The following is a 14,082-nucleotide window of genomic DNA, read 5'->3' on the forward strand; positions in this document are numbered from 1 at the left end:
CGGTAGCCTTGCCGACGTGAGCCTTCGCCTGTACGACACTGCCACCCGCACGGTGCGCGACTTCGTCCCCCGGGTCACGGGCGAGGTCGGCATCTACCTGTGCGGGGCGACCGTCCAGGCGCCGCCCCACGTCGGGCACGTCCGCTCGGGCGTCGCGTTCGACGTGCTCGTGCGCTGGCTGCGCCGCCAGGGCCAGCGCGTCACGCTCGTGCGCAACGTGACGGACGTCGACGACAAGATCCTCGCGAAGTCCGCGGACGCCGGTGTCGCGTGGTGGGCGTGGGCGATGACGAACGAGCGCGCGTTCACCGCCGCGTACGACGCGCTGGGTGTCCTGCCCCCCACGTACGAGCCCCGCGCGACCGGGCACGTGCCCGCGATGGTCGAGCTCATGAGCACGCTCGTCGAGAAGGGGCACGCCTACCAGGCCGCACCCGGCGACGTGTACTTCGACGTCCGGTCGTTCCCCGAGTACGGCGCGCTGACGCACCAGCCGGTCGACGACATGGTGCCCGCGCCCGACGACGCCCCCACGGGCGGGGCGAAGCGCGACCCGCACGACTTCGCGCTGTGGAAGGCCCCCAAGCCCGGTGAGCCCGAGACCGCGTCGTGGGACACGCCGTTCGGGCGCGGCCGCCCGGGCTGGCACCTCGAGTGCTCCGCGATGGCGGCGCGCTACCTCGGGTCGGAGTTCGACATCCACGGCGGCGGCCTCGACCTGCGCTTCCCGCACCACGAGAACGAGCTCGCGCAGTCCCGCGCGGCCGGTCAGGGCTTCGCGCGTTACTGGCTGCACAACGGCTGGGTCACGCAGGGCGGCGCCAAGATGAGCAAGTCGCTCGGCAACGGGCTGCTCGTCGACCTCGTGCTGCAGACCGTGCGGCCCGTCGTCCTGCGCTGGGCGCTCACCACCGTGCAGTACCGCTCGATGCTCGAGTGGACCGACGACACGCTGCGCGAGGCGGAGGCCACCTGGGACCGCGTCGCCGGGTTCGTCGAGCGGGCCGCCGAGCGCACGGGCGCCGCGTCCGCCGACGAGGTCGCGTCCGCGACCCTGCCCGACGAGTTCGTCGCCGCGATGGACGACGACCTCAACGTGCCGGCCGCGCTCGCGGTCGTCCACGAGACCGTGCGCACCGGCAACACCGCGCTCGCCGCGGGCGACTCGCTCGCCACCCGCGACGCGATGGTCACCGTGCGCTCCATGCTCGACGTGCTGGGCCTCGACCCCGGCTCGCCGCAGTGGCGCTCCCACGGCGCCGACGAGCGGTACGCGCACGCGCTCGACGAGCTCGTCGAGGCGCAGCTCGAGGCCCGCGCCGCGGCGCGCGCCGCACGCGACTTCGCCACCGCCGACGCGATCCGGGACCGGCTCACCGCCGCGGGCGTCGTCGTCGAGGACTCACCCGCGGGCGCCCGGTGGACGCTCGCACCCCGATCGGAGGACTGATGGCCGGCAACTCCTCGCGTCGCGGCGCGACGCGCAAGGGCGGCAAGAAGGGCTCGTCGGTCGGGACCGGCGGGCACAGCCGCAAGGCGCTCGAGGGCAAGGGCCCGACCCCCAAGGCCGAGGACCGCGTCTACCACGTGGCGCACAAGCGCAAGATCGCCGCCGAGCGCCCCGCAGGCGCGCGCGGCACGTCCGGGCGGCCGTCCGCCGCCGCGTCGCGGTCCGCCGCGGGCGGCAAGGGCGGACGCAAGTCGTCGACGCACGAGATCGTCGCGGGCCGCAACTCCGTGCTCGAGGCGCTGCGCACCGGCGTGCCCGTCACCACCGTCTACCTCGCGGCGCGGCTCGAGGCCGACGACCGCACGCGCGAGATCATCTCGATCGTCGCCGACGCGGGCTACCCGCTGCTCGAGGTCTCGCGCCTCGAGCTCGACCGCCTCACCGACGGCGCCGTGCACCAGGGCGTCGCGATCCAGGTCCCGCCCTACCCGTACCGGGACGACGAGGACCTGCTCGACATCGCCGCGGCCAAGGGTGCGCCCGTGCTCGCCGTCGCGCTCGACGGCGTGACCGACCCCCGCAACCTCGGCGCGGTGCTCCGCTCCGCTGGCGCGTTCGGGGCGCACGGCGTGATCGTGCCCGAGCGCCGAGCCGCCGGCGTCACCGCCTCCGCGTGGAAGGTGTCCGCCGGTGCCGCGGCGCGGGTGCCCGTCGCCCGGGTCACCAACCTCGCGCGGACCCTGCAGGAGTGGAAGAAGTCCGGTGTGTTCGTCGTCGGGCTCGACGGCGGCGGGGACGTCTCGGTCGCCGACCTGCCCTACGCCGGTGACCCGCTCGTGCTCGTCGTCGGCTCCGAGGGCAAGGGGCTGTCCCGGCTCGTGCGCGAGCAGTGCGACGCGATCGCGTCCATCCCCATCACCTCGGACGTCGAGTCGCTCAACGCGGGTGTCGCGGCCGGCATCGCGCTGTACGAGGTGGCACGGCAGCGCGCCTGAGCGCCGCCGCCGTCCACTCACCCCGGGGTCGAGGCCTCGGGGTGCCGCCGGTCAGCCGATGAGCGTGTCGCCGTCGATCGTCGGGATCGACTCCGTCTGGTCCCGCAGGTCGCCGGGCTGCACGCCGAGGATCGACTGCTCGTCGGGCCGGTTCGGCAGGATGTTCTTCACGTAGCTGCGCGCGACCTCCTGCAGCGGCACGTCACGGTGCTGCTGCTGCGACAGGAACCAGCGGTGGTCGAGCAGCTCGTGGAACACCTGCGCGGGCTCGAGCTTGCCGCGCATCTCCTTGGGCACCATGCGCACCGCGGGCTCGAAGATCTCCGTCAACCAGTCGTGCGCGACGAACGCCTCGTCCTCCATCTGACGGTCGGTGGCCGCGCGGTACTCGTCGAGGTCGTTCAGCAGGCGGCGCGCCTGGTTCTCCTGCACGTCCAGCCCCGTGAGCCGCATGAGCCGGCGCGAGTAGTGCCCCGACTCCACGACCTTCGGCTGGATGCGGACCGTGGTGCCGTCCACGTCCGTGGTGATGTCCAGCTCGCCCACGTCGAAGCCCAGGTCGTTGAGCCGGTCGACGCGTGCCTGCACGCGCCACCGCTCGCCGTAGCTGAACGACTCGACCTCCGTGAGCGCCGTCCACAGGTCCCGGTACCGCACCGCGAGCGCGTCGCCGATCGCGACCGCGTCCACGTCCTCGTCGAGGAACTCGCCCGCCTGCAGGTCCATGAGCTCGCCGATGATGTTCACGCGCGCGACCTCGAGGTCGTACCCGCGCTGGCCCTCCGTGAGGCGCTCGTGCAGGTCGCCCGTCTCCGCGTCCACGAGGTACGCCGCGAACGTCTCCGCGTCCCGGCGGAACAGCGTGTTCGACAGCGACACGTCGCCCCAGTAGAAGCCCGCGAGGTGCAGCCGCACGAGGAGCACGGCGAGCGCGTCGATCAGCCGGGTCGCGGTGTCCGGCCGCAGCGACTGGCTGAACAGCGAGCGGTACGGCAGGGAGAACTGCAGGTGCTGCGTGATGAGCACCGCCTCGAGCGGCTCGCCCTCCGGTGAGCGGCGTCCCGTGATCACGCCGACCGGCTCGACCGACGGGACGTCCAGCCGACGCAGCTGCCGCAGCAGCTCGTACTCCCGGTACGCGACCGTCTCGCCGATCTCCTTGATCGCGATGACCCGGCCCGACAGGCGTGCGAACCGCACGATGTGGCGCGAGATGCCGCGGGGGAGCGCCGCGAGCGTCTCGGCGGGCCACTCCTCGAGCGGGATGTGCCAGGGCAGGTCGAGCAGCGCCGGGTCGGGGTCGGCCGCCGTGATCTGCAGGCGCTGCGGCGTGGTGCTCATGGGCTCCATCCTGCCAGCGGGGCCCGACGGCGCGATCGTCGGAACCCCACAACGAACGCGGGGAGGGCGTGAAGATCCCCGACCGGTCTCGCGCGGACCGGGCGGCGGACGGGGGGAGGACGCAGGTCAGGCGGTCCGCACAGGCAGGAGGGGCGGCCGGGCCCGAAGGCCACGACCGCCCCTCCCGAGGTGCGTGCGAACGTCAGGCGTCGATGCGCTCGCCCGAGCCCGCGTGGAACAGGTGCTGCTCGCCCGCGCGGATGCGGATCGCGACCGTCTCGCCCTTGGCCGGGACCTGACGCGGGTCGACGCGCACGATGACCTGCGCGTCGCCGGCGCCCGAGTGGACCGTGTTGGCCTGGCCGAACTCGTTGGTGAGCGAGCCGTAGACGAACGCGTCCGAGCCGAGCTCCTCGACGATGTTCACGATGACCGGGACGGCGTCCGGCGTACCGGCGGGCACGACGTCGACCGACTCGGGGCGGAAGCCCAGCGTGACGTGGTTCTTGTCGTCCTCGGTGAGCTGCGAGATGACCTCACGCGACAGCGGCACGCGCGAGCGGCCGAGCGACGCGTGGCCGTCGAGCACCGGGAACGTGCCGATGTTCATGGCCGGCGAGCCGATGAAGCCGGCGACGAAGACGTTGGCCGGCGTGTCGTACATCTCGCGCGGCGTGCCGACCTGCTGCAGGATGCCGTCCTTGAGCACCGCGATGCGGTCACCCATGGTGAGGGCCTCGGTCTGGTCGTGCGTGACGTAGACCGTGGTGACGCCGAGGCGGCGCTGCAGCGACGCGATCTGCGTACGCGTCTGCACGCGGAGCTTCGCGTCGAGGTTCGACAGCGGCTCGTCCATGAGGAACACCTGGGGCTGACGCACGATCGCGCGACCCATGGCGACACGCTGACGCTGACCACCCGAGAGGGCCTTCGGCTTGCGGTCGAGGTACTCGGTGAGGTCGAGGATCTGGGCGGCCTCCTCGACGCGCTGGCGGATCTCCGCCTTCGGCGTGCCGGCGATCTTGAGCGCGAAGCCCATGTTGTCGGCCACCGTCATGTGCGGGTACAGCGCGTAGTTCTGGAAGACCATCGCGATGTCGCGGTCCTTCGGCTGGACGTCCGTGACGTCGCGGTCGCCGATGAGGATGCGGCCCGCGTTGACGTCCTCGAGGCCCGCCAGCATGCGCAGCGAGGTCGACTTGCCGCAGCCCGAGGGGCCGACGAGGACGAGGAACTCGCCGTCCTCGATGTGGAGGTCGAGGGCGTCCACCGCGGGACGCTCCGTGCCGGGGTACACCCGGGTTGCGTGGTCGAACGTGACCGTAGCCATGGTGCTACCAATCCCTTCACCGGCAGGTACGTGCCGGACGATCCGTCGTGGAGGGTGTTCAGTGTCTTCACTGACACGGCCGACGCGGAAGGACCCGCACCGGCCTTCGCACATCCTGCCACACGCCGGTGTGACCTCCGTCATCCGGAGGTCCCTGGTCCGCACCGTCAGGGGCGTGCTACGACGAGCGCCGGGCGCTCGAGGCCGCTCTCGGGGGCGGCGAGCACTCCGCCGGTCGGCCACAGGCCGTACTCCGCCCCGGGCACCGTGCCCTCCCAGACCCGCGCGCCGCTGTCCAGGTCCAGGGCTCGCACGCGGTCCGACGTGCCGAGCGCCAGCACCCGGCGGCCGTCCGTCGCGAGCCACGACGCGAAGTCCCCGGCGGATGCGGACCAGACCTCCTCACCCGTGCGCGCGTCGACGGCGGCGACCGTGCCCCCGGCACCGAGCAGGTACACCCGCCCGTCGAGCACGAGCGGGTCGGGGCTGAGGACCGTGCGGTCCCACAGCGCGTCGCCCGTGGCGGCGTCCCACGCGTGCACCGAGACGGCCGCGCCGTCCTGCCGCACCGTGAACGTCACGTCGGGCGCCGTGCCGTCGTCCACCGACGCCCGCGTGACCCAGCCCGCCTCGACGCGCCGGTCGCCGACGACGAGCGCGCCGTCGTTCAGGTCGCTGCCGAGCACGGGGCTCACCGTGACGACGCCACCGCGTGCGAGCGCCGCGAACTTGCCCTCGGCGAGCTCGCCCTGCGCGACGAGCGCGCCGCTCGTGTCGAGCAGCCACCACGGGGCGTCGAGCGGGGTCAGCAGGATGCGGTCGCCCAGCACGTCGATCGCCTGGCCAGTGGTGTATGTGGGCGCGTCCCGGTCGAGGGGCTCGTCGGCGGTCCACGTCCACTCGAGCGTCCCCGCCCGCGGCCCCGTGCCGACCCGCGACTGGACCGTCCAGAGCTCGCGCTCGGGGCGCAGCGGGTCACGGCCCGGGTCCGCCGTGACGATCGACGTCCCCGACGTCGTCCAGCCCGCCGCGCCGAGGTCGCGCTGCTCGAGCACGGTCCCGTCCGTCGCGTCGAGCACGACGAGCAGGTCGTCGACCCCGTCGCCCGCGAACACCGTGCCGGTGGTCACCACGCACGCCGCGGCCTGCGTCCCCAGCGGCCGGCACGTCACGTCGAGCGGCTCGGGGTCCTCGCGCACGAGGGCCTCGAGTGCCGGCGGCACCGCGAGGTCCCGGCGCCACACGACGTCGCCCGTCGCACGGTCGAGCGCCTCGACGCGTGCGGTCGTGCGGCTGTCGGGGACCGCGCGGTGCACGAGCAGGACGCCGCCCACCTGGACCGGGACGTACAGGGCCTCGAACCGCACGTCGTCGCGCACGCGCGGCGGGCCGTCGAGCGGGAGCAGCACGCCCGGCACGTCGTCGAACCGCGTCGCGCGCGCCTCGCGACGCTCGTCGAGCACGTGCTGCGCGACGACCGCGCCGACGACGAGCACCGCCGCGCCCCCGACGACGAACCAGCGCCCCCGGTGCCGACGACCCGGTCCCTGGTCTCGTCCCTGGCCCGCGCCATCGGCGTCCGCCGCGTCGATGTCCGTCGCGTCGATGTCCGCCGGGTCGACGTCCGCCGTGTGCGCGGTGGCGGGGTCGTCGTCCAGCTCGACGACGGTCGTCCGCTCTCCCCGGCCGCGCCTGCCGCGCCGGACGCCCCACCCCCGGCGTCCGGCGTCACCGGGCTGGGCCGCGGCGCGCTGGCTCGACGACCGCCCGGCGGGCGGCGCGGCGTCGTGCGTGCCCGGGTCGTCGTCCTCGAGCTCGACGGGCCGCATCGGGGCCACGGCGCCTCCTCGGCCGGGGTGCCTGCCGCGGTCCGCCCGGGACCGACGAAACCGTCCGACCCGCGACCGACCCGCGACCGACCGCACCTGCGCGGTCGGTGCCCAGCCAACCACACCCCCCGGCCGCGCCCGGCCGAACCGCCCCACGATCGCCGAGGTGCCTCAGCCCGCGCTCCACCGCCTGGCGGGTGCACGCGGGACGGCCGCACGGGTCCGAGGCGAGGGCGTCAGCTGGGGTCCGGCGGTCCAGCGGACGGCGGGTCCAGCGGGCGGCGGGGTGGCTCAGATGTGCGGTGCGCTGTGCGGGTCAGCCGGGCAGGGTGTCGTCGAGGGCGGCTAGGTGTACTCGGCCATCACGTTGGTGACAGGGCGTTGACGTGGGCGAGGGCCTCCGGCGTAGTGGAGATGTCTCGTCTTCACGATCCGGAGGCCCTCGTGGTTCACGCTAATGCGCGGCTGACGCCGCATGGGAGATGGTTGTTGGTGCAGCGGGTGCGGGTGCAGGGGCGCCCGGTCGCTCATGTCGCCCGCGAGCTGGGTGTCTCGCGCCAGTGCGCGCATCGGTGGGTGGCTCGTTTCGATGCGCAGGGCCGTGCCGGTCTGCAGGACCGGTCCTCGCGTCCGCGACGGTCACCGGCGGTGACCAGCCCTGAGCGGGTCGCACTCGTGCTCGCTGCGCGTGAGCGGTTGCGGCGCGGTCCGGACGAGCTCGCGCGGGCGACCGGAGTGCCGGCGCGGACCGTCTCGCGGATCCTGCGCCGCGCCCACGTGCCCTACCTGTGGCAGTGCGACCCGATCAGCGGTGAGCCGATCCGGGCGTCGAAGGTGACCGCGGTCCGCTACGAGCACGCGCACCCGGGTGACCTCGTGCACGTCGACGTCAAGAAGGTCGGGCGGATCCCGCAAGGCGGTGGGTGGAGAGCGCATGGGCGAGCCGGCACCCAGGCCGCGAAGAAGAAGCGCCCGCTGATCGGCTATGACTACGTCCACGCCGCCGTGGACGACTACTCACGAGTCGCCTACGCCGAGATCCTGCCGGACGAGAAAGGCGCGACCTGCGCGGGCTTCATCGACCGTGCCCTGACCCACTTCGCCGCGCTGGGCACACCCGTCAGAGCCGTCCTCACCGACAACCACTGGTCCTACGCACACGCCCACGAGGTCGCTGCGGTGCTCGCCGCGCACCAGACCGCGCACTGGTTCATCAAGGCCCACTGCCCCTGGCAGAACGGCAAGGTCGAACGATTCAACCGCACCCTCGCCAGCGAATGGGCCTACCGGCATCCATGGACCTCGAACGACCAGCGAACCACCGCCTTCACCACCTGGCTCAACGAGTACAACACTGAACGTCACCACCACGCCGTCGGCGCCGCCCCCGTCACCCGACTGTCACCAACGTGATGGCCGAGTACAGCTAGGGCGTGTCTCCCAACCCCCGCGAAGGTCTGGTCACTGGTCGGAGAGCATCAGCGGTGTGACGGCTCAACCTCCTCGCGCTCTTCGTCGAATCTGCCCCGTTGGGTCATGACCCCGAGAGCCTCGCGCGCGATCGGTGCGATGCGCTTTGGCCACCCGCTGGCAGCGACCTCACGCTCGGTGGTGAGGTTTGCCGTGGCCTTGAGGGCCGCCAGCATCTCGTCGAGAACGAGTTCGATCCTTGTGACTTCCTCCTGGGTGTAGGTCGACAGTCCTCGCCAGTCGTGTGGCAGGTCGTCGTCGACGTAATCGAAGAAGTGGTTGAAGTACTCGTTCACGCCGACGGCGTAGAGACCCGCATCGCCATCGGCGAGGACCTCGAGGACCTCGATCGCCCTGTTGCGCACCCGCTGGTCCACCAGTCGCTCGGAAGGTGCCTCGTCCACGTGACGATCATGGTGCAAGCCCCGACTCGTGTGGTGAGCGGTCTCCGTATTCAGCCGACGGATGTACGCAACCACGTCACGATCGCGGCGAGAACGGCGCCAGCCCGATAGACGACGGCGTGCTTGTCGTAGCGGGTGGCCAGGCCGCGCCACTGCTTGAGCAGGTTGAAGGATCGCTCGACGACGTTGCGCCGCCTGTAGACCTCGCGGTCGAACTTCGGCGGACGCCCACCATTCGCGCCGCGTCGCTTGCGGTTGGCCTGCTGGTCGGACGGTTCAGGGATCACGGCCCGGATCCCGCGCCGACGCAGCATGACCCGGTTCGCTCGTGACGAGTACGCCTTGTCCCCGAGCACCACGTCCGGCGTGGTGCGCGGGCGGCCCGCACCGAGGCGCGGCACCCAGAGGTCCGCCAGCACCAGCTCCAGCGCTCGCCCGTCGTGCGACTGGCCGGGAGTGATGACGACGGCGAGCGGGCGCCCGCGACCGTCGACCGCGTGGTGGACCTTGCTCGTCAACCCGCCACGGGAGCGACCTATGCCGTGACCTGCGGGTTCACTGTGGACGACCGAGCGACCCTGCGTCTTGTGATTCGACGCCGCCCCCTGTGTCGTGCTCTGGGCGGGTCGTGTTCGTCGCGTGCTGGTGGGCGCGGTTGATCGTGGAGTCCACCGAGACCGTCCAGTCAATCTCACCTGCGGCATCGGCCTCGGCCGTCAGGTGCGCCAGGATGCGGTCCCAGGTCCCGTCGTCGGCGAACTTCTTGTGCCGCTTCCACACCGTCTGCCATGGTCCGAAGGCGTCCCGCGGCAGGTCTCGCCACGGGATCCCGGTCCGGTACCGGTAGGCGATGCCTTCGACGATGGTGCGGTGGTCACCGAACGGGCGACCCACCTTGCCCGCGTTCGACGGCAGCAACGGCTCGATCCGCTCCCACTGCACGTCCGTAAAGACCTGGAACCGACTCACGCCCGAGAGCCTGCCGCCCAGTTCGCCGCAGAGTTGGGAGACACGCCCTAGGGCGAGCGTCATCTCGTGCGGGTCAGCCGGGCAGGGCGTCGGCAAGCGCGGCCAGGGCGCGCGTCATCTCGTGCGGGTCGGCCACGCGCAGCCGGGCGGCGGTGTCGCCAGGACCGACCTTGACCGTGACGTCGTGCTCGCCGAGGGCCTCGAACGCGTGCTCGTCGGTGACGTCGTCGCCCGCGTAGACCACGACGCGTGCGCCGAGCTCGTCACGCAGCGCGCCGAGGGCCTCGCCCTTGCTGGCGTGCAGCACGGAGATCTCGACGACGTCCTTGCCGCTCAGGACGCCCGAGCCGAGCTCGGCGCCCAGCGCGAGTGCCTGCTCGTGCGCGGCGGCCGCGTCGGCGCGCTCCGCGAGCCGGGTGTGCAGGACGACGGCGGTGGGCTTGGTCTCGACCCAGATCCCGTCGCGTCCGCGCGCGATGGCGGACGCCTGCGCGCCGAGCGCGGCGAGCCGGTCGGCCTGCTCGTCGGTGAGCCGGACCACGTCGCGGTCGAGGCCGTGCCGCGTCACGCGCGCCCGCTCGGCACCGTGCGAGCCGATCAGGTACGTGCCGACCGGGACCTCGGCCAGCGCGTGCAGGTCGTGCAGCGCGCGCCCGGACACGAGCGCGAGCGCGACGTCGTCCGCCTCGGCGATGCGCCGCAGCGGCTCGACCCCCTCCGGCAGCACCCGCGACAGCGACGGGTCGTCCTGCAACGGGGCCAGCGTGCCGTCGAAGTCGAGCGCGACGAGCAGCGGCCGGGCCTCGGCGTCGTCCGCCAGCGCCACGAGCGCGTCGACGACCGCCCCCCGGTCACGTGGCGCGGGAGACGGCGCTGCCGGGCGGTCGTGCGGTGCGGGGGTGGGCGCGGCCAGCCCCCGGTCGTGCGGTGCGGGGGTGGGCGCGGCCAGCCCCCGGTCGTGCGGTGCGGGGGCAGGCGTCGTCGGCTCCCTGCCGGGCTGTGCGGGGGTCGGCACCGTGGGGGCGGGCCGGTCGGTCGGCGCGCCCGTGCTGGCGTCAGACATGGCTGTCTCGCTGGGGGACGGCGGTGAGCACCGCGAGGAACTCGCGCGACCAGGCGTTGACGTCGTGGCCGAGCACGCGCCTCCGCAGCCGGCGCATGCGCTTGCGGGCCTCGCGCGGGTCGAGGTGCGCGGCGTACGTGATCGCGTCCTTCATCCCGTCGATGTCGTGCGGGTTCACCAGGATCGCGCCCGCGAGCTCGTCGGCCGCACCGGTGAACTCGCTGAGGACCAGCGCGCCGCGGTCGTCGGACCGTGCGGCCGCGTACTCCTTGGCGACCAGGTTCATCCCGTCGCGCAGCGCGGTCACGAGCATGACGTCCGCGGCGAGGTACAGCGCGGCCATCTCCTCCATGGGGAACGACTGGTGCAGGTACTGCACGGGCGCGTGCCCCACCTGGCCGAAGTCGCCGTTGATCCGGCCGACGAGCAGCTCCACCTCGTCACGCAGCTGCGCGTAGGCGCCGACGTTCTCCCGGCTCGGTGAGGCGACCTGCACGAGCGTCGTCTCGCTGGGTGACAGGCGGCCGTCCTGGAGGAGCTCGCCGTACGCCTTGATGCGGTGCCGGATGCCCTTGGTGTAGTCGAGGCGGTCGACCCCGAGCAGCAGGATCGTGGGGTTGCCGAGCTCGTGGCGGATCTCGACGGCACGTTCCTGCACGGCGTCGGTGCGGGCGAGGGCGTCGAAGGCGGCGGAGTCGATCGAGATCGGGAACGCCGCGGCGCGCACGTGCCGCTCGGTGCGGCCGTGCTCGTCGGTGATCGTGACGACCTGGCCACGTGTGGTCAGGTCGGTCAGGCGGCGGACCACGCGCACGAAGTTCGCGGCGTCCCCACCGCGCTGGAACCCGATGAGGTCCGCTCCGAGCAGCCCCTCGACCACGGCCTTGCGCCACGGCAGCTGCGCGAAGATCTCGAGCGGGGGGAAGGGGATGTGGTGGAAGTACCCGATCCGCAGGTCCGGGCGGAGCTCGCGCAGCAGCGCGGGGACGAGCTGGAGCTGGTAGTCGTGCACCCAGACCGTCGCGCCCCGTGCGGCCTGCGCCGCGGCGGCCTCGGCGAACCGGCGGTTCACGCGCCGGTAGGCCTCCCACCACTGGCGGTGGAACGCGGGCGGAGCGATGACGTCGTGGTACAGCGGCCAGAGCGTGTCGTTCGAGAAGCCCTCGTAGTACCGCTCGACGTCGTCAGCCGAGAGCGTCACGGGCACGAGCTGGGTGCCGTCGACCTCGAACGGGTCCAGCGTGAGGTCGGGCGACCCGCCCCAGCCGACCCACGCGCCGTCCGCCTGGGCCATGACCGGTGCGAGGGCCGTCACCAGCCCTCCCGGGGACCGGGTCCAGGTGGGCTCGCCGTCCTCGCCGAGCGACACGTCGACGGGCAACCGGTTCGCGACGACCACGAGGTCGTAGCCATCTTTAGGCACAGCAGACACTGCATCTCCTGGGTTGACTGAATCTTGACCCTAGTCGGTGCCCCCGCGACCCCGCCTGCCGAACGACGCACGTCACACGCAGGCCGAGCCGCCCCCGACGCGCAGTCCAACCCGCAGGTGACGCGGGTCGGACCGCCCGTCGCCTGCCCGGTCAACCGGGCGGCTCGCGGCTCGGACCGTTGTGGACCGTGCCCCGGCGCCCCCGGAACACGTAGCGCACGCCGAGACTCGCCAACCCGGGGCCGGGCTCCGGAGCGGACTCCCCGGTGCTCCCCGGCAGCTCTGCGTGGGCAGGTGCCCGGTGGTCCGTCGCGCGAGGTGGGGGAGCCACCCGTTCGACGTCGAGGTCGAGCGCATGCACCAGGTGGTGGTGGTGCGAGCAGAGCAGCACGGCGTTGTCCAGGTCGGATCGCCCGCCGTCCCGGTGCCACCAGCGGACGTGGTGCACGTGGCAGTACCGAGCGGCGACCGAGCAGCCGTTCCACGCGCACTGCCGGTCGCGTGCGACCACGGCGAGCCGCTGCGCGGGCGTGAACATGCGCCGCGTGCGCCCGACGTCGAGCGGCAGACCGCCCGTGTCCATGACGACGCGCGTCATCGCGCAGTCGCACAAGGCGGCCGCGAGCTCGGTGCGCGTCAGGACCGTCCCGTCGTCGCTCACCGCGGGCGCCACCCGCTGATGCTCACCCCCGAGGGTCTCCGCCGCGTCATCGGGCGGCCCGGCCGCACCCACGCCATGCCCCGCACCGGCACGACGCCCCGCACCGGGACGACGGCGTGCCTGGTGCTCACGCACCGCGTGCCACGTCTCGGCCGGTACGAGCAGGCTCACCTGCGCGGCGGGCGCGCTCACGGCGCCGTCGGGAGCGACCGCCGCCGCCGGGCGGTCGTCTTCCCCGCCGGTGCGGCCGGACTCGTCGGGGTCGGATGCCGGCTGCGCGCGGAGCCCACCGGCGTTGAACCCACCCGCCAGCGCGTGCTGGGCCAGGGCCGTCAGGGCGTCGGCGCGTGCCTGGTCGCGTGTGCGGTCGTCGTCCTCGCGGTGGCCCGTCGCGTCGAGCGCGCGGGCGAGCACGTGACCCGCGAGCGGGTCGAGGAACCCCTTGAGCGCGGTCCCGCGTGGACCGTGGCTCAGCGTGAGGTGCCGCGCGCGGCGTGCGTCCTCTCGCTCGTCCTCCGCCCGGGCCGGGTCGTGCTCCGCGACCAGCGCCGCGACGTGCCGGGAGAACTGCCGGGCGTCCGTCTGCTGCGCGAGCTCGACGAGCTGCTCCTGCGTCCGCTCGTCGGCGAGCACGCGCGCGACGTGATCGCTCGCACCGGCGAGCGCCTGGCCGAGCACGTCGAGGTGCCCGCAGGGCACGGCGTGCTCGGCCACGGCCACGCCGACGAGCGGCAGCCGGTCCATCGCGCGGGCCGCGGCGACCTCCCGGGCCGCGGCGAACCTCGTCGTCCCCGACAGCCGTGCCCGGGTGTCCACGAACGCCCGCTCGGCCCCTGCGCGAGCGGCCGCCGCGTGCTGCGCGAGGAGGACGGGCCCCCGCGCGGCGGTGACGAGGCTCGCCACCTGGTCCAGCGCCCGCACGACGCGCGCGCACGCCGCCCCGTCCCACGCCCGGGAGCCGCGAGACCGCTCGGCGACCGCGCGCAGCTGCTCCGCGACCTGGGCGAGCGATGCGAGCACGTCCGACGGCGCAGAGCCGCGCGGCAAGGCACCCCCGACCGCCACGGCCTCCGACTCGAACACGTGTTCGATGTTACGCAACCCGGACGAACCGCACCACCGCCTGTCCACACCTCGG

11 protein-coding genes are annotated in these 14,082 nt (G+C 73.3%); 3 read left to right on the top strand and 8 right to left on the bottom strand.

Annotated elements, in window-relative coordinates:
- Positions 1-16 precede the first annotated feature (16 nt).
- Positions 17-1,450 (top strand): cysteine--tRNA ligase, encoded by a 1,434-nt coding sequence (gene cysS, locus CBP52_RS16070; protein WP_094181805.1) that lies wholly within the window; start codon positions 17-19, stop codon positions 1,448-1,450.
- A complete protein-coding gene (rlmB, locus tag CBP52_RS16075; protein WP_094181806.1) occupies positions 1,450-2,445 on the top strand; it encodes a 23S rRNA (guanosine(2251)-2'-O)-methyltransferase RlmB in 996 nt (331 codons plus the stop codon). Before cysS ends, rlmB begins: the two co-directional genes overlap by 1 nt.
- A gap of 51 nt (positions 2,446-2,496) precedes the next feature.
- On the opposite strand, the gene CBP52_RS16080 is transcribed toward rlmB, so the two are convergent.
- The 3 genes from CBP52_RS16080 to CBP52_RS16090 form a co-directional block, all read right to left on the bottom strand.
- A complete protein-coding gene (locus tag CBP52_RS16080; protein WP_094182454.1) occupies positions 2,497-3,786 on the bottom strand; it encodes a DUF4032 domain-containing protein in 1,290 nt (429 codons plus the stop codon).
- Between the two features lie 202 nt (positions 3,787-3,988).
- Positions 3,989-5,116 carry an ABC transporter ATP-binding protein gene (locus CBP52_RS16085; RefSeq protein ID WP_094181807.1) on the bottom strand — a complete coding sequence of 376 codons (1,128 nt, stop codon included), beginning with the start codon at positions 5,114-5,116 and terminating at the stop codon, positions 3,989-3,991.
- 167 nt (positions 5,117-5,283) lie between these two features.
- Positions 5,284-6,945, bottom strand: coding sequence for a PQQ-binding-like beta-propeller repeat protein (locus CBP52_RS16090; protein ID WP_232514813.1), 1,662 nt, complete (start codon positions 6,943-6,945; stop codon positions 5,284-5,286).
- 444 nt (positions 6,946-7,389) lie between these two features.
- On the opposite strand from CBP52_RS16090, the gene CBP52_RS16095 reads away from it, so the two are divergent.
- The gene (locus CBP52_RS16095) at positions 7,390-8,358 is read left to right on the top strand and encodes an IS481 family transposase (RefSeq protein ID WP_157732448.1); all 969 of its coding nucleotides are present in this window, start codon (positions 7,390-7,392) and stop codon (positions 8,356-8,358) included.
- Positions 8,359-8,423: 65 nt separating this feature from the next.
- On the opposite strand, the gene CBP52_RS16100 is transcribed toward CBP52_RS16095, so the two are convergent.
- The 5 genes from CBP52_RS16100 to CBP52_RS16120 form a co-directional block, all read right to left on the bottom strand.
- A complete protein-coding gene (locus CBP52_RS16100) occupies positions 8,424-8,819 on the bottom strand; it encodes a hypothetical protein (RefSeq protein WP_094179410.1) in 396 nt (131 codons plus the stop codon).
- Between the two features lie 50 nt (positions 8,820-8,869).
- Positions 8,870-9,788, bottom strand: a protein-coding gene (locus CBP52_RS16105) for an IS5 family transposase (RefSeq protein ID WP_369826240.1) whose coding sequence is annotated in 2 segments (ribosomal slippage) — positions 8,870-9,424 and positions 9,426-9,788 — 918 coding nt in all. Because the reading frame shifts where the segments join, the coding sequence is not laid out codon by codon here.
- A 73-nt stretch (positions 9,789-9,861) separates the two neighbouring features.
- On the bottom strand, positions 9,862-10,851 hold the full coding sequence (gene otsB, locus CBP52_RS16110) for a trehalose-phosphatase (RefSeq protein ID WP_094181809.1): 990 nt from the start codon (positions 10,849-10,851) through the stop codon (positions 9,862-9,864).
- Positions 10,844-12,274, bottom strand: coding sequence for a trehalose-6-phosphate synthase (locus CBP52_RS16115; RefSeq protein ID WP_166772207.1), 1,431 nt, complete (start codon positions 12,272-12,274; stop codon positions 10,844-10,846). The genes otsB and CBP52_RS16115 overlap by 8 nt, the downstream gene beginning before the upstream one ends.
- Positions 12,275-12,434: 160 nt before the next feature.
- Positions 12,435-14,027: an HNH endonuclease signature motif containing protein gene (locus CBP52_RS16120; protein ID WP_232514548.1), complete on the bottom strand. Its 1,593-nt coding sequence runs from the start codon at positions 14,025-14,027 to the stop codon at positions 12,435-12,437.
- Between the last annotated feature and the right edge of the window lie 55 nt (positions 14,028-14,082).

This window comes from Cellulomonas sp. PSBB021, from assembly GCF_002240455.1.
In the GTDB taxonomy this organism is placed as follows: domain Bacteria; phylum Actinomycetota; class Actinomycetes; order Actinomycetales; family Cellulomonadaceae; genus Cellulomonas; species Cellulomonas uda.

Excerpts from the sequence above, each read along its gene's own strand:
- rlmB (WP_094181806.1), top strand. The coding sequence starts at position 1,450 with ATGGCCGGCAACTCCTCGCGTCGCGGCGCGACGCGCAAGGGCGGCAAG.
- CBP52_RS16080 (WP_094182454.1), bottom strand. The coding sequence starts at position 3,786 with ATGAGCACCACGCCGCAGCGCCTGCAGATCACGGCGGCCGACCCCGAC.
- CBP52_RS16085 (WP_094181807.1), bottom strand. The coding sequence starts at position 5,116 with ATGGCTACGGTCACGTTCGACCACGCAACCCGGGTGTACCCCGGCACG.
- CBP52_RS16090 (WP_232514813.1), bottom strand. The coding sequence starts at position 6,945 with ATGCGGCCCGTCGAGCTCGAGGACGACGACCCGGGCACGCACGACGCC.
- otsB (WP_094181809.1), bottom strand. The coding sequence starts at position 10,851 with ATGTCTGACGCCAGCACGGGCGCGCCGACCGACCGGCCCGCCCCCACG.